Source organism: Vicinamibacterales bacterium (assembly GCA_036496585.1).
Taxonomy (GTDB): Bacteria; Acidobacteriota; Vicinamibacteria; order Vicinamibacterales; family 2-12-FULL-66-21; genus JAICSD01.
The window spans coordinates 59,448-85,895 of record DASXLB010000071.1 but is presented as its reverse complement, the minus strand read 5'-3'; the positions used below and the strand labels follow the sequence as shown (position 1 = coordinate 85,895).

Below are 26,448 nucleotides of genomic sequence, written 5' to 3'. Positions count from 1 at the left end.
GGTAGGCTGCCTGCGTGCTTCGTCTCGACGAGGCGATCGCCCGTTACGTCCATCCCGGCGATCGCGTGGCCCTCGAGGGCTTCACCCACCTCATCCCCTTCGCGGCCGGTCACGAAATCATCCGCCAGGGGATCGACGGCCTCACGCTGATCCGGATGACGCCGGATCTGCTCTACGACCAGATGATCGGCGCCGGATGCGCCAGGAAGTTGATCTTCTCGTGGGGCGGCAATCCTGGCGTCGGGTCACTGCCGCGGCTGCGCGACGCCATCGAGCATGGCTGGCCCGTCCCGCTCGAGATCGAAGAACACAGCCACAGCGCGATGGCGCATGCCTATGCGGCCGGCGCCGCCGGCCTGCCGTGCGCCGTCTTCCGCGGCTATCTCGGCTCCGATCTCCCGAGCGTGAACCCGAACATCCGACAGATCGTCTGTCCGTTCACCGGCGAAGCGCTCGCAGCGGTGCCGGCGCTGCGCCCCGACGTCACGATCATCCACGCTCAGCAGGCCGACCGCGACGGCAACGTGCTCATCGACGGCATCGTCGGCGTGCAGAAAGAGGCCGCGCTCGCGGCGGCCCGCGCCATCGTCACGGTGGAGGAAGTGGTCGATCGGTTTCCCCCGCACGGCCGCAGCGCCGTCGTCCTGCCGGCCTGGACGCTGACCGCCGTCGTGCAGGCGCCCGGCGGCGCGCGACCGTCCTACGCGCACGGCTACTACGGGCGCGACAACGCGTTCTACGCCGCCTGGGAAAGCATCGCGAAGGATCGCGGCACGTTCCAGGCGTGGATGCAGGAGCATCTGGGCCTATGAACGCGACCTACACGGCGCAGGAAATCATGACGATCGCCGCGGCCCGGGCGCTGACCGACGAAGACGTGTGTTTCGTCGGGATCGGACTGCCGTCGGCGGCGTGCAACCTCGCCCGCCTGACCCACGCGCCGCGGCTGCGGCTGATCTATGAATCCGGCACCATCGAGACACGGCCCGACGTGCTGCCGCTGTCGATCGGCGACGGTGAACTGCACGAGACCGCGCTCACGACGGTGTCGGTGCCGGAGATTTTCAGCTACTGGCTGCAGGGCGGGCGCATCGGTGTCGGCTTTCTCGGCGGCGCGCAGGTCGATCGCTTCGGCAATCTGAACAGCACGGTAATCGGTCCCTACGCCAAGCCGTCGGTGCGGCTGCCGGGCGGCGGCGGCGCGCCGGAGATCGCGACCGGCTGCCGGCGGATCTACATCATCATGACGCAGACGCCGCGGACGTTCGTCGAGCGCGTCGACTTCATCACTTCGCTCGGGCACGGTCCGACCGGCCGCGAACGGCGCGCGCTCGGTCTCGGAAGCGAGGGACCGGCGCTCATCGTCACCGATCTGTGTATGATGAGGCCCGATCCCGAAAGCAAGGAGTTCGAGGTCGTGAGCGTGCATCCCGGCGTCAGCGCCGAGACCGTCCGCGAGCGCACCGGATGGCCGGTGCGGTTCGTCCCGCAGGTCGACGAGACGCCCGCGCCACGGGCGTCGGAGCTCGAGGCGCTGCGCGATCTGCAGGCGCGGACCGCGCGCGCACACCAGAGGACACCGTGAGCACCGATTCGCGCGCCGACGCGCGCAGCCAGCCGCCGCTGACCTATCCCCCTTACCTGTCGAACGCACTCCGGGCGCCGGCGCGGCCGCTGATCAAGGTGCCGGGCAACCTGCGCGATCTGGCCGCGCCGGTCTACGGATACCTGCCGGTCGGCCAGGCCGACAGCGACTTGACCAGACAGCACGGCGCCGAGCCGCTCGGCGAACGGATCATCGTCTCGGGGCGCATCCTCGACGAGGACGGCCGGCCGGTCCGGCACACGCTGGTCGAGATCTGGCAGGCGAACGCCGCCGGGCGCTACTTCCACGCGCTCGACGATCACCCGGCGCCGCTCGACCCGAACTTCACCGGCGCGGGCCGGGCGATCACCGACGGCGCCGGGCACTACCGCTTCCTGACGATCAAGCCCGGCGCGTACCCGTGGCGCAACCATCCCAATGCCTGGCGGCCGGCACACATCCATTTCTCGCTGTTCGGCGAGTCATTCGAGTCGCGCCTGGTTACGCAGATGTACTTCCCGAACGATCCGCTGTTCCCGCAGGATCCGATTCTGCAGTCGATTCCCGACGCGGCGGCGCAACGCCGGCTCGTTTCCGAGTTCGACCTCGCGCTCACCGAGCCCGAATGGGCGCTCGGCTACCGCTTCGACATCGTGCTGCGCGGCCGCCATTCGACGCCGTTCGAGGGGCGGGCATGAGCCGGGGCCACGCCGATCGCGTCGCGACGCCGTCGCAGACGGTGGGCCCGTTCTTTCACTTCGCGCTCGCGCCCGACGAACGGCTCGGTTCGGTCGCCGGCAACGCGGTCGGCGAGCGGCTGCAGCTGCGCGTGCGGGTGATCGACGGCGCCGGCATGCCGCTGCCCGACGCGCTCGTCGAGGTCTACCAAGCCAACGCCGCCGGCGAGTACGGCGCGAGCGGCTTCGCCGGGTTCGGCCGCCTCGCGACCGGCCACGACGGCAGTTGCTTGTTCGAGACCATCCGCCCCGGCCGCGCCGCGGCACCCGAGGGCAGCGCGCAGGCGCCGCACCTCAACGTCTGCCTGTTCATGCGCGGTCTGCTGCGCCATCTCTACACGCGGGTCTACTTTGCCGGCGACCCGGATCTCGAGACCGATCCGCTGCTGGCCCTCGTTCCCGCGGATCGACGCGCGACGCTGCTCGCGACGCCGACGGCGGGCGCATCGAACAGCTGGGAGTGGGAGATCCGCCTCCAGGGTCCGCACGAGACGGTATTCTTCGACCTGTGAGCGGCGACAGGCTCATCGACGCCTTTTCCACGACCCCCGCGTTGTCGGATCTGTTCTCCGACAGCGCGCTGATCGGCGCGATGCTCGATTTCGAGGTTGCGCTGGCGGTGGCGGAGGCGCGCCTGGACCTCGTCCCCGACAGTGCGGCGGCGGTCATTGCCGCAGCGGCCCGGGCCATCGATCCGGCTCGCATCGACATGGCGCCCTTCCTCGCCGACGTGCGCCGCCATGCGACGCCCGCGATCCCGCTGGTCGCGCTGCTCGTGGAGCAGGTGCGCCTTGCCGACCCTGGGGCGGCGGCTTTCGTCCATTTCGGCGCGACCAGCCAGGACGTCGCCGACACGGCGCTCGTCCTGCTGCTCCAGCGCGTGCGCCCGCTGCTGCAGCCGACCTACGACAGACTGACCGCCGCGCTGACGCGGCTGTCGGACGCGCACGCCGCCACCGTCATGCTCGGCCGCACGCTCCTGCAGCCGGCGACGCCGATCACGTTCGGCCTCAAGGCCGCCGTCTGGGGCGCGGGCGTCGGGGAGGGCTGGTGGCGGCTCCACAGCGCGCTCAGTCACGCCGCCACGCTGCAGTTCGGCGGTGCCGTCGGCACGCGGGCCGCGCTCAGCGACCAGGGGCCGCAGGTCGCGGCGGCGCTGGCCGAAGAGCTCGGGCTGCGAGTGTGTCCCCCGTGGCACACCCGCCGCGGCCGCCTCGCGGCCATCGGCAGCGACTGCGCCATCCTGGCCGGCGCGCTCGGCAAGGTCGCGCGTGACGTCGCGCTGCTGGCGCAGGCCGAAGTCGGCGAAGCCGCCGCGGCCGGCGGCGGATCGTCGGCGATGCCGCAAAAGCGGAACCCGGCGGGATGCGCCGTGGCGATCGCCGCCGCGATGCGTGTGCCGGGGCTGGCCTCGGGGCTCCTGAGCGGACTCGTCCAGGAACACGAGCGGGCCCTCGGCGGCTGGCAGCTCGAATGGTCCGCACTCAGTGGCACGATCCAAGCCACCGGCGCCGCGCTCGCCGCCGTCACCGACACGATCGCCAGCCTCGAGGTGTTTCCCGAGCGCATGCGCGCCAATCTCGACGCGACCGCCGGCGCCGTCTTCGCCGAACGCGCCTCGCTGCTGCTGCGCGCCGCGGCCGGGCGGGACGCCGCCGAGGCGATCGTGTCGCGCGCGCTGGCGCGAAGCCGAAGCGAGGGCCTCACCTTCCCCGCCGCGCTGCGCGCCGACGCGGACGCCGTCGCGGCGCTCGGCACGCGTCTCGACTCGATCGATCGGTTTGACGAGGACATCGCCGCGGCCGAAGCGGTCCGCCGCGAGCTGATTCAGAGCTGACAGCCATGCCGCTCATCGACATCAACGGACACCGCTGCTTCTACCGCCTGGACGGGCGCGACGCCGATCCGGCCGTCGTGCTCTCCCATTCGCTCGGCCTCGACCACGCGTTGTGGGACACGCTGACGGCGGCGCTGCTGCCGCACGCGCGCGTGCTGCGCTACGACACGCGCGGCCATGGCGCGTCGGAGGCGACGGCCGGCGACTACCGCATCGAGACGCTCGCGCGCGACGCGCTCGCCCTCGCCGACGCGCTGGGTATCCGCACGTTCGCCTGGTGTGGTCTGTCGCTCGGCGGCATGATCGGTCAGTGGCTCGGCGCGAACGCGCCAGAGCGCCTGACCCGGTTGGTCCTGGCCAACACCTCGGCGCACGTCGACGCACAGGTGTTCGAGCAGCGCCGCGTCCACATGCTCGATCGCGGGCTGGACGACATCATCGACACGGTGATGAGCCGCAACTTCTCACCGCGCGGGCTTGCCTCGGGCGACCCCGCCGTCGACTGGGTGCGGCGGACCGTGCTCGGCAGCAACAGGACCGGCTACGCCGGCTGCTGCGCGGCGATTCGCGATCACGACGGCCGGCCGCTCCTCGCCCGCATCGGCGTGCCGACGCTGGTCATCTCGGGCGACGCCGACGCGTCGATGCCGCCGCCGCAGCACGGCCAGCTGCTGGCGGCCGGCATTCCCGGCGCGCGCGCGATCAGCCTTGACGCCGGGCATCTCTCCAACCTCGAGCGCCCGCGCGCCTTCAACGCCGCCGTCCTCGACTGCGTGGTGCCGGCGGCCGCCGATATCGGCGCGGCCGGGATGGCGATGCGGCGCGCCGTCCTCGGCGACGCGCACGTCGATCGCGCCGTCGCGGCGCAGACCGATTTCACTCGCGAGTTCCAGGCGCTCATCACTACGTTCGCGTGGGGCACGATCTGGACGCGCCCGGCGCTCGATCGTCCGACCCGGCGCCTGCTCGTACTGGCGATGACCGCGTCGATGGGGCGCTGGGAAGAGTTCCGGCTGCACGTCCGCACCGGCCTGGCCGCCGAGCTCGACGAGTCGGATCTCAAGGAAGTCCTGCTGCAGGTCGCCGTCTACGCCGGCGTGCCGGCGGCGAACACGGCGTTCCAGATCGCCGCCGAAGAGCTGTCGCGCGAGCGTCGCGAACCTCCGGGCCCGGGAGGCTCACGGGTGTGACGCTTCGGCGCGCCGTCTTTCGAAGATTCTGAAGAACAGCTCTTTGGTGAGGTGGCTGCCGGTCCAAGAAGACCGGCGCTCGCCGCCTGATGGTACACTCCCCTGGGCCATGGGCCTGACCCGCGCACATCTGAAACGCTGCTTCGTCGCGGCAGCCACCGTCGGTGTCGTCGTGTCAGCGGCAGCCGTTCGCCTCGCCGGCGCGCAGACAATCGAGCAGCGGCTGTCGAAAGTGGCCGCGGACATCTTCTCCACCGGCGCGCACGCCGACGCCGATATCGCCGAGCTCAAGGCGATCCTTGCGGAGGACCCGAAATCCGCGACGGCGCACACGCTGCTGGGCGTCGCCTATCTGACGAAGCGATCGCCCGACCTGGTCGGCGAAGCCGTCGGAGAGCTCCGCCAGGCGATCAGTCTCGACCCCTCGCTCGTACCGGCGCGCATCTATCTCGCGCGGCTCTACCTCGATCTCGGGCGCCCGGAACGCGCCATCGAGGAACTGCAGGCGGCGCTGACCGTGATGCCGGGGCAGCCGCAGGTGCTGGCGCTGCTCGGCGAGAGTCAGCGGCAATCCGGCAAGCCTGACGCGGCGTTGGACCTGACCGCCCAGGCGCTGAAGAGCGACCCGTCCCTGATGGAGGCGCGCTACTACCAGGGACTCGCACTGATCGATCTGAAGCGCCGCGACGAGGCGATCGCGGCCTTCGAAGCGGTGCTGGCGGGCGGCAGCAAGCGGCCGGAAGTCTACGCCAGCCTCGGCAGCGCCTATCTCGACGCGGGACGCCTCGACGCGGCCATCACCAGCCTGACCGACGGGATCACGCTCGATCCGTCGCGGCCGGCCGTGGTGATCCAGCTCGCCCGCGCCTATCGACTGAAGGGACAGCTCGCCAAGGCCGACACGTGGCTGACGCGGGCGCGCTCGATTGCGCCGGCCACCGCCGTGTCGGCGGCCGATCAGCAAATCCAGCGCGATCTCGCCTTCGAGGAAGGTCTGATTCGGCTCAAGCAGGTCCAGCTCGCGGCGGCGGCGCGTGACTTCAAGCAGGCGGTGGACCTCGATCCGAATTACGGCCTGGGCTATCGCTACCTGGCGGAGGTCTATCTGCGCCAGGGCCTCTACAGCAAGGCTCTCGACGAAGCGACCCGCGCCGAGGCGCTTGGTTCGCCTTTGCCCGACGACCTCCAGAAGACGCTCCGGGACAAAGCCCGCGGCGGTCCGGCCAAGAGACCGGCGTGATCGCACGGCTCGCACCGCTATGCGGACTGCTGGGGCTCGCGCTCGCCGGCAGTCAGACGCCTGCCGCGCCGGTCGCTCGCTTCGCCGACGTGACGGCGGCGGCGAAGATCGGCTTCGTCCACCAGTCGGGCGCGTCGGCCGGCAAGCGCATGGTCGAGACCTTCGGATCCGGCGTCGCCTGGATCGACTACGACAACGACGGCTTTCCGGATTTGTTCTTCGTCAATGGCGCGCCCGGCTCGTCCAACGCGCTGTATCACAACAACCGCGACGGCACCTTCACCGATGTCACCGCGAAAGCGGGCGTCGCAGGCACGAGCGCTGGCGATCGCGTCTTCAAGACCGGCGTGGCGGTCGGCGACTACGACAACGACGGCTACCTCGATCTGTTCGTCACGGCGTTCGGGCTCGACACGCTCTATCGCAACAACCACGACGGCACGTTCACAGACGTCACCGCCAAGGCGGGCGTCGCCGGCACACCGTCGCAGTGGAGCACGAGCAGCGGCTTTTTCGATTACGACCACGACGGCCGCCTCGACCTCTTCGTCGTCAACTACGTCGACTACCGCCTGAGCGAGAATCCGTACTGCGGCCAGAAGAAGGACGGGTATCGCATGTACTGCGATCCGAAGATCTTCGACGGCACCCCCGACCGCCTGTATCACAACAACGGCGACGGCACGTTTACCGACGTCTCCCAGAAGGCCGGCGTCGCCAATCCAGCCGGCAAGGGGCTCGGCGTCACCTTCTGCGACTACGATCGCGACGGCTGGCCCGACATCTACGTCGCCAACGACACGGTCCGGAATTTCCTCTACCGCAACAAGCACGACGGCACGTTCGAGGACGTCACCTACGCCGCGGGCGTCGGCTTCGACAGCAACGGCAAGCCGCGCGCCGGTATGGGGGTCGACTGCGCCGACCTCGACGGCGACGGCCGCCCGGATCTGTTCGTGACCAACTTCTCCGAAGAACTGAACGCGCTGTTCATCAACCGTGGCGACGGCACCTTCGAGGACAAGGCGTCGATGCCAGGGCTGCGCTCGGCCTTTCTCTCGCTCGGATTCGGCGCCAAGCTCTTCGATGTGGACAACGACGGCGATCTCGACATCTACGTCACCAACGGCCACGTCATCGACAACGTCAGGCTGTTCCAGCCGAACCTGAGCTACGCGCAGCGCGACCTCCTCTATGAGAACGTCGGCGGCGGCGTCTTCCGGGACGTCACCGCGCAGAGCGGCGCCGCGCTGCAGGTCGAACGGGTCGGGCGCGGCCTCGCCGTCGCCGACTTCGACAACGACGGCCGTCTCGACGTGGCGATCAACAATCTCGGGCGGCCCGCGGTCCTGCTCAGAAACCAGTCGCCCGACAGCGCCCACTGGCTGACGATCCAAGCGAAGGGGCACCGCAGTAACGCGTTCGGCCTTGGCGTCGTAGTCACCGCCGAGACCTCCGAGGGCACGCAGGTGCGCGAGATCAATAATGTGGCAAGCTACCTCAGCGCCAGCGACACGCGCCTGCACCTCGGCCTGGGGCGCGCGACGATGGTGAGGCGCCTCGAAGTGGCGTGGCCCGGCGGGGCGCGACAGGTGCTCGAGAACGTCAAAGCCGATCAAGTGCTGGTTATCGAGGAGGAGGTCAGATAGTGGCTCCAGGACGACTCCGACACACGCTTGCCGCGGTCAGTGCCGCCGCGGCGATTCCGCTGCTGATCCAGGCGCAGGACGCCATCCGCTACGTGCCGGCGAACGTCAACGACACGGCGTGGCTCACCCGCGCCAAGGATGCGCAGGTCAAGGCGATGGCGACGGTGTCGGCCTTCCACGACTTCCAGTTCTCCGATCACCTCGCCGAGAGCGGCATCACCTTCAGGCATCACATCGTCGACGACGCCGGCCGCACCTACAAGGCGGCGCACTACGACCACGGTAACGGTATTGCCGTCGCCGACGTCGACGGCGACGGGCTGCTCGACATCTACTTCGTGTCGCAGGTCGGCGGCAATCAGCTCTGGCGGAATCTCGGCGGCGGCAAGTTCGAGAACATCACCGCGTCGGCCGGCGTCGCTGTGCCCGACAAGGTCAGCGTCTCGGCCTCGTTCGCAGACATCGACAACGACGGCGATCAGGATCTCTACGTCACCACCGTGCGCGGCGGCAACATGCTGTTCGAGAACGACGGCCACGGCCACTTCAAGGACATCTCCGCGGCGGCCGGCGTCAACTACGTCGGCCACTCGTCAAGCGCCGTGTTCTTCGACTACGACCACGACGGCCTCCTCGACCTGTTGCTCGTCAACGTCGGCAAGTACACGACCGACGTCGTCGCGGGCGACGGCTACAAGTATTTCGTGGCGTTCGAGGATGCGTTCTCCGGCCACCTGCACCCGGAGCGGGCCGAGGCGAGCATCCTTTACCACAACACCGGCCACAACCACTTCGCCGACGTGACCGACCAGATGGGGCTGCACGATCTGTCCTGGTCGGGCGACGCCGCCATCATCGACGCCAACGACGACGGCTGGCCGGACGTCTACCTGTTGAACATGCAGGGGGACGATCAGTACTACGAGAACGCCGGCGGCAAGCGGTTCGAGAACAAGAGCCGCACGCTCTTCCCGCGGACGTCGTGGGGCGCGATGGGGATCAAGTCGTTCGACTTCAACAACGACGGCCGGATGGACATTTTCATCACCGACATGCACTCCGACATGAGCGCCATGACGGCGCCGGCGCTCGATCATTTGAAGTCGGACATGAAATGGCCGGAGTCATTCCGCGGCACCGGCAAGACGAGCATCTGGGGCAACTCCTTCTTCCAGAAGGACGGCCCGGACAAGTACCGGGAGGTTTCGGACCAGTTGGGGCTCGAGAACTACTGCCCGTGGGGCCCGAGCGTCGGCGATCTCAACGCCGACGGCTTCCAGGACATCTTCATCGCCTCCGGCATGAACTATCCGGAGCGCTACATGATCAACGCGGTCAAGCTGAACGACCGCGGCCAGAAGTTCGTCGACGCCGAATTCGTGCTCGGCGTCGAGCCGCGGCAAGGCGGGCTGTCGACGGCCTCCGTCGAGCTGGACGCCTCCGGCCGCGACAAGGGGCACAAGGACGCTGTCGGCGAAACCGGCAAGGTGATGATCTGGGGGGCGCGCGGCTCACGTTCGTCGGCCATCTTCGACGTCGACGGTGACGGCGATCTCGACATCGTCACCAACGAGCTCAACGCTGCGCCGATGGTGCTCATCAGCAACCTGACCGAGAAAACGAAGATCCACTACGTCGAGATCGCCCTGACCGGCACCACCTCGAACCGCAACGGCCTCGGCGCGGTCGTCAGAGTGACGGCCGGCGGCAAGACCTACATGCAGGTCATGGACGGCAGCTCCGGCTACCTGTCGCACAGCGTGATGCCCCTCTACTTCGGGCTCGGGACGGCCGAGAGCGTCGACCGGATCGAGGTCGTCTGGCCGTCTGGAAAGCACCAGACGGTGTCCCCGCCCATCAAGGCCAATTCACGCATTCAGGTCCGCGAGCCCTAGCCCCACGTGTTAAATTGGTGCCTACGAGGGCTTCCGGTCCCTCTGAATGGTACCTGGGGAGAATAAGCGCCGAACATTTCTCAAGCTGCTGCTCGCCTCGACGGTCCTCCCGGTGCGAACCTTCGCGCTGGGGGCGGATTCCCATCCGGCATTCGAGGCACGGGCAGACGGCTTCCATGTGTATCCGGGCGGATCGATTCAGCGCGCGCTCGACGCCGCTGCGACCGACGCCCGGAAGCGTGTCGTCGTCCATGCGGGGACCTACGCGCCGCACGCCGCCGGTCAGGCGCTTGTCTGGTTCAACGCGCGGCACGACGGCATCCGGCTCGAAGCCGCCGGCGACGTGATCCTGACCGCGGCCAACCCGGCCGTGTCCGACCCCCGCGCCCATAGTCATCCGGCCGTCGTCAATCACGTCGTCTACTTCGGCGACGGCCTGTCGCGGCGGACGGTCTTCCACGGCTTCCGCGTGACCGGCGCCAACAACTTCACGACCGGTTCCGGTGAGCGGTCGCCGATCGAGTCCGACGAGGTGCGCAAGACGCTGTTCTTCTACACCGACGGCGGCGGCATCAAGGTCTACGCGCGCTCGTTCCCGACGATCGAGAACGTCGAGGTCTTCGGCAACTACACCAGTCCCTGCGGCGCCGGCGTGTCGGTCGAGCACCTCGTCGCGCCGCGCGACTCGGTGCTGTTCCGCAACTGCGTGTTCCGCGACAACCGCACGCAGACGACCGGGTCGGGCTTCGATCTGCTGCACTTCTCCAAGGCGACGCTCGAGAACTGCCTGTTCGCGGGCAACATCTCGAATCTCGGCGTCGACTTCGTCGGCATCCTCGCCGGCGGCGAGTTCCATCCCGAGCACGGTTCCGGCGCGATGACGGTGTTCGCCGGCGCGCAGGCGATGGTGAGCCGGTGCACCTTCACCGGCAACTGGAACGGCGTCGACGACGCCGGCACCGACAGCACCTACGTGGATTCGATCTTCTGGCAGAACACGGCCAGCGGCGGCATCGCGCCGCAGCGGCGCTACGAAATCGACATCGAGGACGGCAGCGGCGTGAAGGGCTGCTTCATTCACGGCGAGATCGACGACCTGCGCGGAACGGTCGCGCGCGACGCCAACACCCTGGCGGCGCCGGACCCGCAGTTCGACGAGCGGTTCGTACCGCACACGCTGCAGTACGCCGCCGCCGGCTACCGTCCCTCAGGCGGATAGCCGCACCCTCGAGGCGCGAGGCGCGAGCGGTCGCGCGCCCGTAGCGCAGACCCTTGGGTCTGCCTGTCGCGGCTGCTACTGCGGCAGCACGAACGCGTAGAGCGACGAGTTGCCGCCCATCACCACGTACTGACGGCCGTCGAGCTCGTAGGTGATCGGCGGCGAGCCCATCCGGCCGGTCGCCGAGTGCCAGAGCGTCGAGCCGTCCCGGGTGCGCAGCGCCAGCGCGTTGCCATTGCTGTCGCCGGTGAAGAGCACGCCCGACGCGGTGGTCAGGACGCCCGCGCCACCGCCGCCGCCATACAGATCGTGCTCCCACGTCACCTGGCCGGTCTGATAGTCGAGTGCGCGGAGCATCCCCTTGCTGTAGACCCCGTAATCGGCGCCCGCCCAGCCATAGTCGCCGTACTCCGGCTTGAAGAAATAGATTCCGTACCCGTCGACGGCGCTGACGATGAAGAGCCCGGTCGCCGGATCGAAACTCGGCGACCGATAGTTGGTGCCGCCGCCCTCGTTCGGCGCCACGAGACGGCCGTCGCGCGCCGGGTCCTTGTCGGGATTCGGGATCGGCGAGCCGTTCGCGTCGACGCCGGTGGCCCAGTTGACCGCTGCAAAAGGTTTGGTCAGCAGGTTCTTTCCGGTGATCCGATCGAGCACGAAGAAGTAGCCGTTGCGCGAGGCCTGCATCAGCAGCTTGCGCGGCGTGCCGTTGAACGGTGCGTCGACGAGGACGGGCACTTCCGAGGCATCCCAATCATGGGTGTCGTGCGGCGTCGCCTGGAAGCCCCAGGCCAGCTTGCCCGTGTCGGGGTTGAGGGCGACGATGCTGACCGTCCAGAGGTTCGGGCCGGGGCGCGCGCCGCCGTTCAGCACGGGCGTCGGATTGCCGGTGCCGACGTAGACCAGATTCAGATCGGGATCGTAGGTGCCGGTCATCCACATCTGCCCGCCCATGGCGTCGCCAGGCTTGGTCTTGCCTGGTTCGCCAGTCGTGTGGAAGACCCACTGCAGATCGCCGTGCTCGGGGTCGAACGACTGCAGGATGCCCGGCAGGTTGTCGAAGTCGCCGGACACGCCGACGAGCAGGTGCCCCTTCACGAGCAGCGGCGCGTTGGTCGACCAGTATCCCTTGCTCGCGTCGGCGATCTTGGTCCGCCACTTCACCGTGCCGTCGGCGGCGTTCAGGGCGACGAGGTAACAATCGGGCGTCGTCAGGTAGACGAGATCCTTGTAGACGGCGACGCCGCGATGGCCGATGTGAAACGCCTTGTTCTCGGGGTTGGCGTAGTGCCACAGCTGCCGGCCGGTGCGCGCGTCGACCGCCCAGACGTGGTCGGGCGTCGAGAGGTACATGACGCCGTCGACGAGGATGGGGCTCGCCTTGATCTGGTCGTTACGGCCGGTGGCGAAGACCCAGGCGAGTCCGAGGTTCTTGACGTTGTCGGGCGTGATCTGGGTCAGCGGGCTGTTGCGGCGGCCGCTGTAGTCGCCGTGGTAGGTCGGCCAGCTGTCCTTCGCCGGTTTGAGGATGGCCGACCCGTCGATGCCCTGTCCTGCCTGGGCCAGCGCCAAGGCGGGCACGGCAGCGACGGCGATGGCGGCCGCAAGATGCCAGGAACGCACGCTACTTGAGCGTCTGGAGAAACGCGACGAGATTGTGGATGTCGGCATCTGTGTACTTGGCGAGCAGGTCGGCGTGCGCCTGCAGCGGATCCCTCACGGCAACCTTGACCGCGGAGGTCGAGAACGATCGGGGCCTGCCGGAAGCGTCGGTGAACGCGACGTTGAACTCGTCGCGGTACGTGAGCGTGCCGGTGACGGTCTGGCCCGACGCGAGCGTCACGGTCACGCTCACGGCCTCGGGCTTCCGGCGCTCCCCGCCTTCGGCCGGCGAGGCGGCGTTGCCGGCGGTCGGGTAGAGCATGCGCTGCATCAGCGCGAGACCGCGGTACTTCGAGGCCACGCCCGCGAGGTCGCCGGACGGCTTGTGACACGTCGCACAGTTGCCGTCGAAGTAGGCGCGGCCGCTCGCGACGCTGCCGGTCGAGATGTCCTCGGCGCTCACCTTGCGACGGCGCCCCGGACTGGTGTCGACGTCCGTCTTGCGCGCGTGCACGTACTCGACGATCTTGCGGATGTCGGATTCGGGCAGCGCGGCGAACGGCGGCATGCCCTTTTCCGGACGGCCGCTGCGAATCACCGGCAGCATCTTGTCGCCGTTGACGTCGGCGTTGACGAGCGGCGAATCGGTGAGATCCGGACCGCTCGCGCCGCCGGTTGCATCCCGCCCATGACAGAAGGCGCAGTTCGCCGCAAACAGGGCTTCGCCGGTGCCAGCCGCCGGCGGGGGACCACCGCGTTGCGCCGTCGCTCCGGCCGGAGTGCCGGCCGAGACGAGCGCGCCGGCCCAGAGGATGATGGCCGTCGAGACGAATTTCACGTCCGGCATTTTACGTCACATCACGTGGCCAGGGTCCTTCGCGGGTCGGGCGGCCCGGCGGCGCGCGCGGGATACGCTACACTCCGCGCATGACGCGACGAGAGTTCTTCGTCCGCGCTTCGTGCGCGGCGGCCGCGCTCGCGGCGCCCCTGGATGCCACCGCCACCAGCGCGGCCGGCGGCGCGAAATCCCCGGAACGCGCGCGCCGCGGCGCGCAGGCGATGTTCGTGTCGCTCAACGGCGCGGTCACGCGCGGAGTGAGCGGCGCCGACAAGATCCGTCTCGCGGCGAACGTCGGGTACGGCGGCGTCGACTGGGATCTGGCACCCGCCCAGGCCGCAGGGCTCGAGGCGACCAGGGCGCTGTTCGCCGATCTCCACATCATCCCGTCGATCGTCAACTTGCCGATGGCCCGGCCGCTGCCCTTCGCCGGGGATGACGCCGCCTTCAAGGACGCGCTCGCCCGTCTCGCCGAGGATGCGGCATTTGTCGCCGCCGTCGGTTGTCGGAAGATGATGGTCGTCCTGCCGGCGTCGACGACGATGGATCCGGCCGCGCAGCGGAGGCTGGCGGTGGACCGGCTGACGGCCGTCGCCGAGGTCCTGCGCAAGTCGGAGATCCGCCTTGGCGTCGAGTTCCTCGGCCCGCTCTACTTCCGCATGCCGCGGCCCGGCGGTCCGCCCAGCGAGCCGTTCATCTGGAACATGCACGACGCGCTGGCGCTCGCGAAGGACACGGGAGCGAACGTCGGCGTGATCCTCGACGCCTGGCACTGGCACCATTCCGGCAGCACCGCCGCCGACATCGCCGAAGCCGGCGCCTCGCGGATCGTCCACGTGCACGTCTCGGACGCGAAGGCGATGCCGGCAGCCGACGTCCGCGACAACATGCGGCTGATGCCGGGCGAAGGCGTGATCGATCTCGTGGGATTCTTTCAGGCGCTGAAGACAGCCGGCTACACGGATGGCGTCAGCCCGGAGCCGCTCGGCCGCGTGCCCGACACGATGTCGCCCGAGGAGGGCTCGAAGCTGGCGCTGGAGACGACGCTCGCTGTGATGCGGAGGGCGGGTGTCCGATAGCGCTGGCCGCCGCCAGAACCCTGCTGGAGTGGGTTGACGATGGCCTGGCCTTGTCGGCGCATGCCTTCTCAGAAGCCCCATCTTCCGGCTCTGCTTCGATTTACGGCCACGTATGCGTCCTGCATGACGATGACGACTCAGGCATACCGGCACTGCATGGGTTTCTCCCCTACACTCCGTTCGTGACCGTCATGGCCACCCTGGCCGCCACCACCACCGGTACCTGCCAGCGAATTCGCATCCAGCGAATTCGCGTGTCCGGCGGTATGTGCGCGTCATGAAGACCTAAGCAGTTCAGCACCAACGCGCATCCATCACCCGCCGGACTCTTCAGTCCGGCGGGTTTTTTGTTTTGGTGCGGTATGTCGGGAGAGTGGAGATCGACCATGCGAGTGCTCAAGTTCGGCGGAACGTCGGTGGCGGATGCGGCGGCGCTCGAGCGGCTGGTAGGGATCGTCAAGACGCGCACCGGCGCGAGGACTGTCGTGGTGTCGGCGCTCGCCGGCGTCACCGATCGTCTGCTGGCGATCGGCGAGCTGGCCGTGCACGATCGCGCGGGCGCGCGCGCGGCGCTCGACGAAATCCTCACCAGGCACCTCGACATGGCCCGCGCGCTGAGCGCGCTGGCGGTCGAGCCGATGCTGCGCGGCATCGCGCGCGGCGCCGAGCGGACGGTCGACGGCATTGCCGACGCCGCGCACGCATCGCCGCCGCTGCTCGACAAGCTCGTTGCGGCCGGCGAGCTGTGGAGCAGCCGCCTCGTGGCGGCCTATCTCACCGAGTGCGGCGTGCGAGCACAATGGATCGACGCGCGGCATCTCGTCTCCACCGACGGCCGGCACCGCCAGGCGACTCCCGATCTCGCCGCCACCGAGGATGCGGTCCGCCGGCACGTCCGTCCAGCGCTCGCGCTCGACCGCGTCGTCGTCACCGGCGGATTCATCGGCAGCGGTCCCGGTGGCGTCACGACGACGCTCGGGCGGGGCGGATCGGACTATTCGGCGGCGATTCTCGGGGCCTGCCTGCTCGCTGACGAGATCGAGATCTGGACCGACGTCGACGGTGTCTATTCGGCGGATCCGCGGGTGGTCGCCGGCGCGCGGGTGCTTCCGGCCATGTCCTACGAAGATGCCGAGATCCTCGCCACGTTCGGTGCGAAAGTGCTGCATCCCAGGACGATCGAGCCGGCGGCCGCGCTCGGGATCCCGGTTCGCGTGCTCAATTCGCGGCGTCCGGACGCGCCGGGGACGCGGATCGACGCCGACGGGTCGCGCACCGGTGGCTACATCGCGGTGGCGGCGCGCGGCACGGTGACGCTCGTCCACGTCACCGCCCGCCAGCGGCGCGCCGATCGCGCGTTCGCCGCGCGAGTGCTGCAGGCGATGGCCGACGCTCATGTGGCCGTGCTCGTGGGCGAGGTGCACAAGGGCAAGCTGACGGTGGCAGTGAGTCCCGGCGCGGATCTCGACGGACTGCGCGCGCGGGTCGGCGACTTCGCCGAAGTCCAGACGCGCGAGGGCCTGACCGCCGTGTGCGCCGTGGGTGACCGGCTGACGGAGGATCCGCGCCTGGTGATGCTCGCCCTCGCGGCGTTCGACGGACGCCACGTCCACCTCGTGGCGCGGCCGGGCGGCGCGGCCTCGGCACTGGCGGTCGTCGTCGAGGACGCCGCCGTCCACGACCTGCTGGCGCGGCTGCACGGCGTGCTGGCCGGCGAGGCCGACGTCTTGCGCGCAGCGGTGGCATGATGAATACGCCCATGACAGAGACTGAACGCGCACGATCCGCCCGCGCCGGCCCCTGCCGGGTGGTCCTGGCGGGGTTCGGGACGGTTGGTCGCTCGGTAGCGGAGGTCCTGCGCGGGCTTCGCGAAGAGGTCGAGCTCGTCGCGGTGCTCGATCGCCGCCCCGGCGTCAAACGGGCCGGCTGGACCGACCAGGACGAGCGGCTGCTGTGGACCGAATCGGTGGACGAAGCGCTGGCGCGCGAACCGGATGTGTTCGTCGAGTTGATCGGCGGGCTCGATCCGGCGGAAGCCTGGATCCGTCGGGCGCTGAGCCGCGGCGTGTCGGTGGTCACCGCGAACAAGCAGGTGATCGCGCACGCCGGACCGTCGCTGCTGGCGCTGGCGGCGGCACACGGATGCCAGTTGCGGTTCGAAGCGTCGGTTGCCGGCGGCGTGCCGGTGCTGCGCGCGATCGAGAGCGGACTGGCGGGCGATCGGCTGAGCGAGGTCGCCGGAATTCTGAACGGCACCTGCAACTACATCCTCACGCGGATGGAACGGGACGGCGTCGAGTTCGACGCGGCGCTGCGCGAGGCACAGTCGCTCGGCTACGCCGAAGCGGATCCTTCGCAGGACATCGACGGCCGCGACGCGCGCGCCAAGCTGGCCATCCTGGCGATGGTGGCGCTCGGCATCCAGGCGCCAGTCCCGGCGATCCGGACCGAGACGATCGCCGCGGTGACGGCGTTCGACTTTCAGTACGCGCGGCGGCTCGGATGCACGATCCGCCAGGTCGCCTGGGCGGTCCGCGACGACAGCGGCGCCAGGCTCGAAGCGGGCGTCGGACCGGCGCTCGTGCCGCTGCACGCGCCGCTGGCGCGCGTCAACGGCAGCGAGAACCTGGTGACCGTCAGGGGGCGGTTCGGGGGGGAGACGAGCTTCGGCGGCCGCGGCGCCGGCGGCAATCCGACGGCGGTCGCGGTAGTATCGGACGTGCTCGGGATCGCCCGCGGCGCCCGCCCACCGGCGCGGCCGCCCCTGTCCACCGTCGATCGGGTTTCGAGCGATCGCACGGCGCCGTTCTACGTCCGCTTCACCGTGGCGGACCGTCCCGGGATCATCGCCGCGCTGGCGGCGGTGTTCGCCGAGCACGCGATCAACATCGACGCCATCCTTCAGGAGCCGGGCTTCCCCGCCGAAGCGCGGCCGTTCGTCATCAGCCTCGACGACACGCCGTCGACGACGGTCCAGGCAGCGCTCGCGCGCATCGGCGGCTTCGATTTCCACGTCTCGCCGCCGGTCGCGATGCCGGTGCTGGGCGTGGCGCGGGAGAGAGCGCACGCATGACGTTCCGGGCTGAGCTGCGCTGCGCCTCGGGCTGCAGCGGCGCGTATCCATTCGACGCGATCGTGCACCGCTGCCCCGCCTGCGGCGGCCTGATGGAGGTCGTGCACGATCTCGACGCGCTGCGATCGCGCAGCGCTGCCGATTGGAAAGCGCTCTTCGAGACGCGCGCCCTCAGCGCGGCGTGGCCGTACACGTCCGGCGTGTGGAACCGGAAGGAATGGGTGGCGCCGTCGATCCGCGACGAGCACATCGTCTCGATGGGCGAGGGATCGACGCCGCTGGTCCCGGCCGGACGGCTCGGCGCCGCCATCGGGCTGGACGACCTGTGGATCAAGCAGTGCGGCACGTCGCACACCGCCTCGTTCAAGGACCTCGGCATGACCGTGCTGGTCTCGACGGTGAAGCAGATGATCGCCGACGGCCGGCGGCTTCGCGCCGTGGCCTGCGCGTCGACCGGCGACACCTCGGCGGCGCTGGCGGCGTATGCGGCCGCCGCCGGCATTCCCGCGATCGTGATCCTGCCGCGCGGCAAGGTGACGCGTGCGCAGCTCGTGCAGCCGCTGGCCAACGGCGCCACGGTGCTGGCGCTCGGCACCGACTTCGACGGCTGCATGACGATCATCGAGCGGCTCGCCGTCGAGGAGGGGCTGTACCTCGCCAACTCGCTCAACAGCCTGCGCCTCGAGGGGCAGAAGACCGTCGCGTTCGAGATCGCGCAGCAATGCGGCTGGCAGGCGCCCGACGTGGTCGTCGTGCCGGGCGGTAACCTCGGTAACGTCAGCGCGCTGTTCGCCGGCTTCGAGCTGCTGCGCACGCTCGGCCTCACGTCGCGCCTGCCGCGCCTGGTGGTCGGCCAGACCGAGGCAGCCAATCCGCTCTATCGGGCGTTCGTCAGCGGCTGGCGGTTCGAGCCGGTCGCCGCGCAGCCGACCCATGCCTCGGCGATCCAGATCGGCAACCCCGTCTCGTTCCCGCGCGCGATGCGCGCGCTGCAGCGGTGCGACGGCCTCGTCGAGCAGGCCAGCGAGCGCGAGCTGTCGGCCGCGGCCGTCCAGGCCGACGCGGCGGGATTCTTCACCTGTCCGCAGACCAGCGTGGCGCTCGCGGCGGTCACGAAGCTCGTCGCACGCGGCGCGATCGGCCGCCACGAGCGCGTCGTCGTGCTCTCGACGGCCAGCGGCCTGAAATTCGTGGACTTCAAGCTCACCACCGCGCCAAACGCGCCGATCGAGCTGCCGGGCGACTACGACGCCGTGCGGCGCGCCCTCGAGACCGCCGTTCCGGCATGAGCCGCACGGTCATCCGCACGGCGGGATCGATCGGCAATCTCGGGCCGGGCTTCGACACGCTCGGCCTCGCCGTCTCGCTGTACCTGCGCGTCAGCGTGCGCCGGCGGATCGCCGACGGACAAGGACGGCTGGTGACCCGCTACGCCCGGCCGCGCCCCGCCAGCGAGGACGGTATCGTCCGCGCCTTTCAGTTCGAGCCGTTCCGCTCGACACGCCCGGCGTCGCTCGAGGTCGACGTCGAGAGCGAGATCCCGGAGCGGGCTGGCCTCGGCAGCAGCGCCGCGGCGACGCTGGCCGGCCTCAAACTGCGTACGCTCTGCGACGGGCCGCGATCGAACGACGAGATCCTGCGGGCGGCGTGCCACATCGAGCGTCATCCGGACAATGCCGTGGCCTCGCTCTTTGGCGGCCTGACGAGCAGCACGGTCGGCCACGACGGCGGGGTCACCGTCGCGCGATGGAAATGGCCCGCCTCCTGGAAGCTGGTGCTGGCGACCCCGCACATCGAGCTCGCCACCGCGCTATCCCGGAGCGTGCTGCCGCCGGCGATCCCGCTGGCCGACGTGGTGTTCGACCTGCAGCGGCTGGCGCTCCTGCTCCACGCTGTGAACGCCCGCGATGGCTCGAAGCTGGCCGCGGCGCTCCGCGATCGCGTCCACCAGCCGTACCGCGAGCCGCTCGTGCCCGTGCTGCGCCGCGCGCTCGAGTGGCGGCATCCCGACGTGCTCGGCGTCTGTCTGAGCGGCGCGGGTCCGTCGGTGGCGGTGGTCGTCCGGCGTAATCCGGACGGCGTCGCGCGCGCGCTGGCCCGGCTGTACCGACTGGAACGGGTGCCGTGCACGCTGCGCATTGCGCGCGTGCATCAGTAGCGCTTCCAGCAGCCTATTCTTCCGTCATGTACGGATACGTATGGCTGCGCGGCGGCACCAGCGTCTCCTTGACGGTGCGCGCGCTGGCCCAGCGGACGAGATTCAGCTTCGAGCCGGCCTTGTCGTTGGTGCCCGAGCCGCGGGCGCCGCCGAAGGGCTGCTGCCCGACCACCGCGCCAGTCGGCTTGTCGTTGATGTAGAAGTTCCCGGCTGCGTTGCGCAGTACGGACGCCGCCTGCCGGATGGCGCCTCGATCGCGGGCGAACACCGCGCCGGTGAGCGCGTACGGCGACGTCTTGTCGACGACCTCGAGCGTCTCGAGCCATTGGGCGTCGGCATAGACGTGCGCGGTCAGCACCGGCCCGAAGATTTCCTCACAGAGCAGCCGGTAGGCCGGATCCTTCGTCTCGACGAGCGTCGGCTCGACGAAGTAGCCCGTCTCCCCCTTCGCGGTGCCGCCGCTGATGACGTTCGCGTTCTTCTTCGCATCCTCGAGGTAGCCGCTGATCCGGGTGAATGCCTTCTTGTCGATCACTGCGCCCATGAAGTTGCGGAAGTCGCGCACGTCGCCAATCTTGATCTCCTGCATCATCGCGACGAGACGATCCTTCACCTCCGGCCACAGCGACTGCGGAATGTAGGTGCGGCTGGCGGCCGAGCACTTCTGCCCCTGGTATTCGAAGGCGCCGCGCGCCAGCGCCACCGCGATCTCCTGCGGATCCGCCGAGGGATGCGCGACGACGAAGTCCTTGCCGCCGGTTTCGCCGACCAGGCGGGGATACGTGCGGTAGCGCCCCATGTTCTCGCCGACCTTCTTCCACATCGAGTTGAAGACGGCGGTGCTGCCGGTGAAGTGGATGCCGGCGAGATCCGGCGAGTCGAGCAGATGGTTGGTGATCATCACCGGGTCGCCCGGAACGAAGTTGATCACGCCAGGCGGAAGCCCAGCCGCCTCGAGCACTTTGTAGGTGTAGTAGCTGCTGAGCATCGCGGCGTGCGACGGCTTCCAGACGATGGTGTTGCCCATCAGCGCCGGCGCGGTCGTCAGGTTGCCGCCGATGGCGGTGAAGTTGAACGGCGAGACCGCGTAGATGAAGCCCTCGAGATTGCGGTACTCGAGCGAGTTCCAGACGCCGGGGCCGCTGATCGGCTGTTCGCGGTAGAGCTCCTGCGCGAACGCCGAATTGAAACGCCAGAAGTCGATCATCTCGCAGGCAGCGTCGATCTCCGACTGGAACGCCGTCTTCGACTGTCCCAGCATGGTCGCCGCGTTGATCGTCGCGCGCCAGGTCGTGGCGAGCAGTTCGGCGGCGCGCAGGATGACGGCGGCGCGGTCTTCCCATGGCCACGCGGCCCATTCACGGCGGGCGGCGTTGGCCGCGGCGATCGCCTGCGCCACGTGCTCGGCCGACGCGGTGTGGTATTCCGCCAGCACGTGGGCATGATCGTGCGGCATCGTCACCGGATGCGTCTTGCCGGTGCGGATCTCCTTGCCGCCGATGATGACGGGAATGTCGATCTTCTCGGACGCCATCGACGTCAAGCGCGCCTTGAGCTCGGCGCGCTGCGGCGTGCCGGGCGCGTAGCTGTGGATCGGCTCGTTGACGGGCGGCGGCACTTGCCGGACGCCTGCGAACGCGGCATGGAGCGTCAGACCCTGTCCCGCGGAGGGCGCCACGGCGGTGGAAGGCTGATCGGCTGGAGACGAAGGCGCGTGGGTGGACATCAGTCGATCATACAGCGGAGACAGCTGGCCTGGAGCCGGAATGGACCGCGGGGCTGGGGCGGCAGGACCGGCCATTTTCGAACGCAGATATAATTTGCGGCCATGTACTCACGCGAAGAAGTGAAGGCACTCACCGACAAGGTGCTGAACATGGTCAAGGCGGACGGCGCCGAGGTCGAGTTCAGTGGCGGCGAGCGATCGGGTACGCGCTGGGCCAATTCCACGATTACGGTGAATCTCGTCCAGCTCGATCAGCAGCTGGCGGTCAACGTGCGTCTCGGCAGCAAGGTCGGCTCGGCGTCGGCGCGGGAGTTCGACGACGACTCGCTGAAGGCGATGGTCGACGAGGCCACCGAGGCCGCGCGGACCGCGCGCGACACGCCGAACCTGCCGCCGCTCGTCAAGGGACCGCAGGACTACATGCCGGTCGACGCCGCGCTGGCGCCGACGGTCAACTTCGGCCCCGGCGAGCGCGCCGAAATGGTGCGCAAGAGCGTCGCCGTCTGCGACAAGAAGGGCGCCCTCGGATCCGGCTACATCCCGAAGACCTACCAGACGACGTGCTCGGCGAACTCCGCCGGCCTGTTCGCCTACTACCAGTACGCCGAAGCCGGCATGATCCTCACCTGCCGGACGCAGGACGGCCACGGCTCGGGCTGGGCCGGGATCACCGGCGTCAAGGACCTGAGCCTGATCGATCCGGTGCGGATCAGCGAGATCGCCGCCGACAAGGCGATGAAGAGCCAGAAGCCGCGGGCGCTCGAGCCGGGACGCTACACGGTCATCCTCGAATCGCGTCCGGCGGCGCGGTTCCTGTCGCTGATGACCAACATCTTCAACGCCCGCGCGGTCGAGACGGGTCCGCGCTCGTACCTGTCGGGCGCCGAACGCGGGACGACGAAACTCGGACAGAAGGTGTTCAGCGATCTCGTCACGATCAAGAGCGACATCGGCAACCCGATTCTGCGACAGACGCCGATCATGGCCGACGGCACCGCGGCCAGGCCGGTGACCTGGGTCGAGAAGGGTGTGCTGAAGAACCTCTACTACGACGCGCAGTACGCCGCGCGCGCCAAGCATGAGCCGACACCCGCGACGCCGAACATGAGCCTCGTCCTCGAGGGGACGAATCAGACGATCGAGCAGATGGTGAAGTCGACGCGGCGCGGTCTGCTGGTCAGCTTCTTCTGGTACATCCGCCCGGTGGATCAGCCGACGCTGCTCAACACCGGAATGACCCGCGACGGCCTGTTCCTGATCGAGAATGGCGAAATCGCCGGTCCCGTACAGAACTTCCGCTGGAACATGTCGCCGCTCGTCGGCTTCAACAACGTCACCGCCATCGGCCAGGCAGTGCCGATGCACACCGGCGAGGCCTACGACGGCCCTGGCTCGGCGCTCGTGCCGGCGGTGCGGATGGAAGACTTTTACATGACGTCGGTATCGCCGGCCGTCTGACGCCGCCGGCGCGACCGATACCCGATATCGGCTATCGGACCAGGTGCAGCTATGTCACATACACGTCGCGACTTTCTGAAAACCGCCGGCGCCGCCGGCATCATGATCGCCGGCAGCGATCTCATCGCCGATCTGCTCGCGCAGACGCCGCCAGGGCGGGTGCTCGACTCGAAGTTCAAGGGGCTGTCGGACATCGCGCTCAAGGAGGCTCAGTCGCTCGGCTGCAGCTACGCCGACGTCCGCTTCACGCGTTCGACCAACAGCGGCGTCAACGCCACCGGCGGGAATCCGATTCCGGGCAGCCCTGACGATCCGGCGGGTGGATTCGGGCGCGGCGGGCGCGGCGGCGGCTTCGGCGGCGGCGGGTTCGGCGGGGGTCGCGGCGACGGCGGCGGACGGCGCGGCGGCGGCCCTGGCGGCACCGTCGGCGCGGCGGGCTTCGGCGTGCGCGTGATCCACAGCGGCACCTGGGGCTTCGCCAGCTCGCCGATCGTCACCGAAGACGAGATCCGTCGCCTCACCCGCATCGCGACCGAGGTCGCCAAGGCCAGCGCCATCGCCAAGAAGACCGATGTGATCCTCGCGCCGGTGCCCGCCTACCAGGCCAACTGGGCGACGCCGGTCACCAAGAACCCCGACGACGTCGCGCGTGAGCTCAAGCAGGACTTCGTGCAGAAGGTGGTCGACGCGGCGGTCAAGAACAAGGGCGTCCAGAGCGTCAACGTCTCTGTCAACATCACCTACGAGTGGAAGTACTTCGCCTCGAGCGAGGGCTCCTACATCGAGCAGGAGTCCTGGCAGACCAATCCGACCTTCTCGGTGACGGCGCGCAAGGACGACGTGGTGCGGACCCGGATCTTCAGCGCCATTCCGAAGATGGGCGGCTGGGAAGTCGCCGAAGAGGCGAAGATGCTCGAGAACGCCGAGCGCATCGCCGACGAAGCGGTCGAATTCACCACGGCGAAGCCGATCGACATGGGCGTCAAGGATCTCATCCTCACGCCGTCGCACGCGATGCTGACGATCCACGAGATCGTCGCGCATGCCACCGAGCTCGATCGCATCATGGGCTACGAGGCGAACTACGCCGGCACCAGCTTCGTGAAAGTCTCCGACGTCGGCAAGCTGAAATACGGCTCGAAGCTGTTCAACGTCACCGCCGACAAGACGATCCCGGGAGGCCTCGGCACTGCCGGCTATGACGACGACGGCGTCAAGACGACGAAGTTCCCGCTCGTGCGCGACGGCATCCTCGTCGGGCTGATGACCAACCGCGAAACGGCCCACTACATCAACGAGAAGGAGAGCCGCGGCTGCACCTACGCGCAGTCGTGGCGCGACTATCCGTTCCTGCGCATGGCCAACGTCCACGTCGAGCCGGGCCCGTCAGGATCGCCAACCCTCGATCAGATCATCGCCGACACCAAGGATGGCGTGCTCATCGACGGCCGCGGCAGTTACTCCATCGATCAGCAGCGCTACAACGGCCAGTTCGGCGGCAACGCGTTCTGGGCCATCAAGAACGGCAAGAATGTCGGCATGGTGACCAACGTCACCTACAACGCGATCACGACCGACTTCTGGGGCAACCTCGACGCCCTGACCGGACCCGACCAGTGGGAAATGCACGGAACCGGCGGTGACGCCAAGGGACAGCCGACGCAGACCAACAGCATCTCGCACGGCTCGCCGTACCTGCGCATCAAGAAGATCATGGTGGGCGCGGCGTACGGGTAGGGAGACGCGGGCCGCGAGCGACGGATCGCGGGGGCTCGAGCTGGGAGCTGGGAGCTGAACGCTGGCAACTGACTTCAAACGCGCGCTCGGGCCGTTCGACGCGACCATGGTCGTCGTCGGCGGCATCATCGGCGCGGGCATCTTCGTGACGCCCTACATTGTCGCGCAGCGGCTCGACACGCCGCTGCTCGTGCTGGGGGCCTGGGTCGCCGGCGGCGCCATCGCGCTGGCCGGCGCATTTTCGTACGCGGAGCTCGGCGCGGTTTTTCCAAAAGCCGGCGGCCAGTACGTGTACCTGCGCGACGGGCTGCACCCGTTCGCCGGCTTCATGTATGGCTGGGCGCTGCTGCTGGTCATCGAGAGCGGCGCCATCGCGGCCGTCGCGATCACCTTCGCGACCTACGCGCTGCACCTGGTGCACGGCCCGGACGGCGCTCGTATTCCGCTGGCGATTGCGGCGATCGCGGCGCTCTCCGGCGTCAACTACCTCGGCGTCAAGCCGGGCAGCATCGTGCTGAACGTGCTGGTCCTGCTCAAGGTCGCCGCGCTGGCGCTGCTCGTCGGCGCGGCGTTTTTCGGCGCCTCGCACCCGACCTGGTGGACGGACGCACGGGTCCCCGCCGCCGCGCCCCTGCCGACGCTCGTCGCGTTCGGCGCCGCGCTCGTGCCGATCCTGTTCACCTACGGCGGCTGGCAGTGTGTCAACTACGTCGGCGAGGAAGTCGTCGACCCGAAACGCAACCTGCCGGTCGCCCTGATCGTCGGCACAATCGCGGTGGTGGTGATCTATCTCACCGTCAACATCGTCTTCCTGCGCGCGATGGGACTGCCGGGCCTCGCCGCCACCCAGACGCCGGCGGCGGACGCGGCGCGCCGCATGTTCGGAGCGTGGGGCGACGTCTTCATGAGCAGCGCCATCGCGATCTCGACGTTCGGCTTCCTCGATCTGTCGATCCTGGCGCCGACGCGCGTCTACTATGCGATGGCGGCCGACCGGCTGTTCGTGCCGGCGCTCGCCACGCTGCACCCGCGCTACGCGACGCCGAGCCTGGCGATCGTCGTCCAATCCTCGTGGTCGTGCGTACTCGCGCTGACCGGATCGTACGAGCAGCTGGCGAACTACGTGGTCTTCGCCGACTGGATTTTCTTCGGCCTGACCGTGTTCACGGTGCTGACGTTCCGCCGCCGCGTGCCGCTCGCCTCGCGTCCGCCCGACGCCTTCCGCGCACCTGGGTATCCGGCCGTCCAGATCGCCTTCGTGATCGCCGCCGCCGCGGTGGTCGCGAGCACTGTGGGGGCGGCGCCTGCAGCCGCCGCCAAAGGGGCGGCGCTGCTGGCGCTGGGAATTCCGGTCTACTACTGGTTCGCAGGACGCCGCCGCGAGCCGGGGGGCTCGGGGCAGGGGAAGGGGGCTGGGTAGCTGCG

21 protein-coding genes are annotated in these 26,448 nt (G+C 69.1%); 18 read left to right on the top strand and 3 right to left on the bottom strand.

Going from position 1 to position 26,448, the window contains the following annotated elements; all coding sequences use genetic code 11:
- Nucleotides 1-14: 14 nt before the first annotated feature.
- From VGI12_20425 to VGI12_20380, 10 genes are all read left to right on the top strand, one after another.
- Nucleotides 15-812, top strand: a complete 798-nt coding sequence (locus VGI12_20425) for a CoA-transferase (protein HEY2435047.1) — start codon at nt 15-17, stop codon at nt 810-812.
- Nucleotides 809-1,585 (top strand): CoA-transferase subunit beta, encoded by a 777-nt coding sequence (locus VGI12_20420; protein ID HEY2435046.1) that lies wholly within the window; start codon nt 809-811, stop codon nt 1,583-1,585. The genes VGI12_20425 and VGI12_20420 overlap by 4 nt, the downstream gene beginning before the upstream one ends.
- On the top strand, nt 1,582-2,283 hold the full coding sequence (pcaH, locus tag VGI12_20415) for a protocatechuate 3,4-dioxygenase subunit beta (GenBank protein ID HEY2435045.1): 702 nt from the start codon (nt 1,582-1,584) through the stop codon (nt 2,281-2,283). Before VGI12_20420 ends, pcaH begins: the two co-directional genes overlap by 4 nt.
- Nucleotides 2,280-2,834: a protocatechuate 3,4-dioxygenase subunit alpha gene (gene pcaG, locus VGI12_20410; GenBank protein HEY2435044.1), complete on the top strand. Its 555-nt coding sequence runs from the start codon at nt 2,280-2,282 to the stop codon at nt 2,832-2,834. Before pcaH ends, pcaG begins: the two co-directional genes overlap by 4 nt.
- Nucleotides 2,831-4,159, top strand: a complete 1,329-nt coding sequence (locus VGI12_20405) for a lyase family protein (protein ID HEY2435043.1) — start codon at nt 2,831-2,833, stop codon at nt 4,157-4,159. Before pcaG ends, VGI12_20405 begins: the two co-directional genes overlap by 4 nt.
- Before the next feature lie 5 nt (nt 4,160-4,164).
- Nucleotides 4,165-5,349: an alpha/beta fold hydrolase gene (locus VGI12_20400; GenBank protein HEY2435042.1), complete on the top strand. Its 1,185-nt coding sequence runs from the start codon at nt 4,165-4,167 to the stop codon at nt 5,347-5,349.
- A 109-nt stretch (nt 5,350-5,458) separates the two neighbouring features.
- A complete protein-coding gene (locus VGI12_20395; GenBank protein ID HEY2435041.1) occupies nt 5,459-6,589 on the top strand; it encodes a tetratricopeptide repeat protein in 1,131 nt (376 codons plus the stop codon).
- On the top strand, nt 6,586-8,238 hold the full coding sequence (locus tag VGI12_20390; protein HEY2435040.1) for a CRTAC1 family protein: 1,653 nt from the start codon (nt 6,586-6,588) through the stop codon (nt 8,236-8,238). Before VGI12_20395 ends, VGI12_20390 begins: the two co-directional genes overlap by 4 nt.
- Nucleotides 8,238-10,133 carry a CRTAC1 family protein gene (locus VGI12_20385; GenBank protein HEY2435039.1) on the top strand — a complete coding sequence of 632 codons (1,896 nt, stop codon included), beginning with the start codon at nt 8,238-8,240 and terminating at the stop codon, nt 10,131-10,133. The genes VGI12_20390 and VGI12_20385 overlap by 1 nt, the downstream gene beginning before the upstream one ends.
- Before the next feature lie 112 nt (nt 10,134-10,245).
- Nucleotides 10,246-11,352 (top strand): right-handed parallel beta-helix repeat-containing protein, encoded by a 1,107-nt coding sequence (locus VGI12_20380; protein ID HEY2435038.1) that lies wholly within the window; start codon nt 10,246-10,248, stop codon nt 11,350-11,352.
- Between the two features lie 75 nt (nt 11,353-11,427).
- Here VGI12_20380 and VGI12_20375 read toward each other — a convergent pair whose 3' ends face one another.
- Both VGI12_20375 and VGI12_20370 read right to left on the bottom strand, forming a co-directional pair.
- The gene (locus VGI12_20375; protein ID HEY2435037.1) at nt 11,428-12,975 is read right to left on the bottom strand and encodes an acido-empty-quinoprotein group A; all 1,548 of its coding nucleotides are present in this window, start codon (nt 12,973-12,975) and stop codon (nt 11,428-11,430) included.
- A 1-nt stretch (nt 12,976) separates the two neighbouring features.
- A complete protein-coding gene (locus VGI12_20370; GenBank protein HEY2435036.1) occupies nt 12,977-13,792 on the bottom strand; it encodes a c-type cytochrome in 816 nt (271 codons plus the stop codon).
- Nucleotides 13,793-13,881: 89 nt separating this feature from the next.
- Between VGI12_20370 and VGI12_20365 the strand changes: the two genes are divergently transcribed.
- From VGI12_20365 to thrB, 5 genes are all read left to right on the top strand, one after another.
- A complete protein-coding gene (locus VGI12_20365; GenBank protein HEY2435035.1) occupies nt 13,882-14,871 on the top strand; it encodes a sugar phosphate isomerase/epimerase family protein in 990 nt (329 codons plus the stop codon).
- A 386-nt stretch (nt 14,872-15,257) separates the two neighbouring features.
- Nucleotides 15,258-16,619, top strand: a complete 1,362-nt coding sequence (locus VGI12_20360; protein HEY2435034.1) for an aspartate kinase — start codon at nt 15,258-15,260, stop codon at nt 16,617-16,619.
- A gap of 11 nt (nt 16,620-16,630) precedes the next feature.
- Complete coding sequence (locus VGI12_20355; GenBank protein ID HEY2435033.1) at nt 16,631-17,944, top strand: homoserine dehydrogenase; 1,314 nt, start codon at nt 16,631-16,633, stop codon at nt 17,942-17,944.
- A complete protein-coding gene (gene thrC, locus VGI12_20350; GenBank protein HEY2435032.1) occupies nt 17,941-19,233 on the top strand; it encodes a threonine synthase in 1,293 nt (430 codons plus the stop codon). Before VGI12_20355 ends, thrC begins: the two co-directional genes overlap by 4 nt.
- Nucleotides 19,230-20,102, top strand: a complete 873-nt coding sequence (thrB, locus tag VGI12_20345; GenBank protein ID HEY2435031.1) for a homoserine kinase — start codon at nt 19,230-19,232, stop codon at nt 20,100-20,102. Before thrC ends, thrB begins: the two co-directional genes overlap by 4 nt.
- Nucleotides 20,103-20,115: 13 nt before the next feature.
- Here the strand turns inward: thrB and pruA are convergent, their stop codons facing one another.
- The gene (gene pruA / locus VGI12_20340; GenBank protein ID HEY2435030.1) at nt 20,116-21,828 is read right to left on the bottom strand and encodes an L-glutamate gamma-semialdehyde dehydrogenase; all 1,713 of its coding nucleotides are present in this window, start codon (nt 21,826-21,828) and stop codon (nt 20,116-20,118) included.
- Nucleotides 21,829-21,930: 102 nt separating this feature from the next.
- Here pruA and VGI12_20335 point away from each other — a divergent pair, with 102 nt between their 5' ends.
- From VGI12_20335 to VGI12_20325, 3 genes are all read left to right on the top strand, one after another.
- Entirely contained in the window at nt 21,931-23,286 is a 1,356-nt protein-coding gene (locus VGI12_20335) for a TldD/PmbA family protein (GenBank protein HEY2435029.1), read from the top strand.
- 51 nt (nt 23,287-23,337) lie between these two features.
- Nucleotides 23,338-25,023, top strand: coding sequence for a TldD/PmbA family protein (locus VGI12_20330; GenBank protein ID HEY2435028.1), 1,686 nt, complete (start codon nt 23,338-23,340; stop codon nt 25,021-25,023).
- Nucleotides 25,024-25,084: 61 nt separating this feature from the next.
- Nucleotides 25,085-26,443: an amino acid permease gene (locus VGI12_20325; GenBank protein HEY2435027.1), complete on the top strand. Its 1,359-nt coding sequence runs from the start codon at nt 25,085-25,087 to the stop codon at nt 26,441-26,443.
- Nucleotides 26,444-26,448 lie beyond the last annotated feature (5 nt).

Coding starts and splice junctions, on each gene's coding strand:
- VGI12_20400 (HEY2435042.1), top strand. CDS start 4,165: ATGCCGCTCATCGACATCAACGGACACCGCTGCTTCTACCGCCTGGAC.
- thrB (HEY2435031.1), top strand. CDS start 19,230: ATGAGCCGCACGGTCATCCGCACGGCGGGATCGATCGGCAATCTCGGG.
- VGI12_20365 (HEY2435035.1), top strand. CDS start 13,882: ATGACGCGACGAGAGTTCTTCGTCCGCGCTTCGTGCGCGGCGGCCGCG.
- VGI12_20355 (HEY2435033.1), top strand. CDS start 16,631: ATGACAGAGACTGAACGCGCACGATCCGCCCGCGCCGGCCCCTGCCGG.
- VGI12_20335 (HEY2435029.1), top strand. CDS start 21,931: ATGTACTCACGCGAAGAAGTGAAGGCACTCACCGACAAGGTGCTGAAC.
- thrC (HEY2435032.1), top strand. CDS start 17,941: ATGACGTTCCGGGCTGAGCTGCGCTGCGCCTCGGGCTGCAGCGGCGCG.
- VGI12_20360 (HEY2435034.1), top strand. CDS start 15,258: ATGCGAGTGCTCAAGTTCGGCGGAACGTCGGTGGCGGATGCGGCGGCG.
- pruA (HEY2435030.1), bottom strand. CDS start 21,828: ATGTCCACCCACGCGCCTTCGTCTCCAGCCGATCAGCCTTCCACCGCC.
- pcaG (HEY2435044.1), top strand. CDS start 2,280: ATGAGCCGGGGCCACGCCGATCGCGTCGCGACGCCGTCGCAGACGGTG.
- VGI12_20330 (HEY2435028.1), top strand. CDS start 23,338: ATGTCACATACACGTCGCGACTTTCTGAAAACCGCCGGCGCCGCCGGC.
- VGI12_20395 (HEY2435041.1), top strand. CDS start 5,459: ATGGGCCTGACCCGCGCACATCTGAAACGCTGCTTCGTCGCGGCAGCC.
- VGI12_20420 (HEY2435046.1), top strand. CDS start 809: ATGAACGCGACCTACACGGCGCAGGAAATCATGACGATCGCCGCGGCC.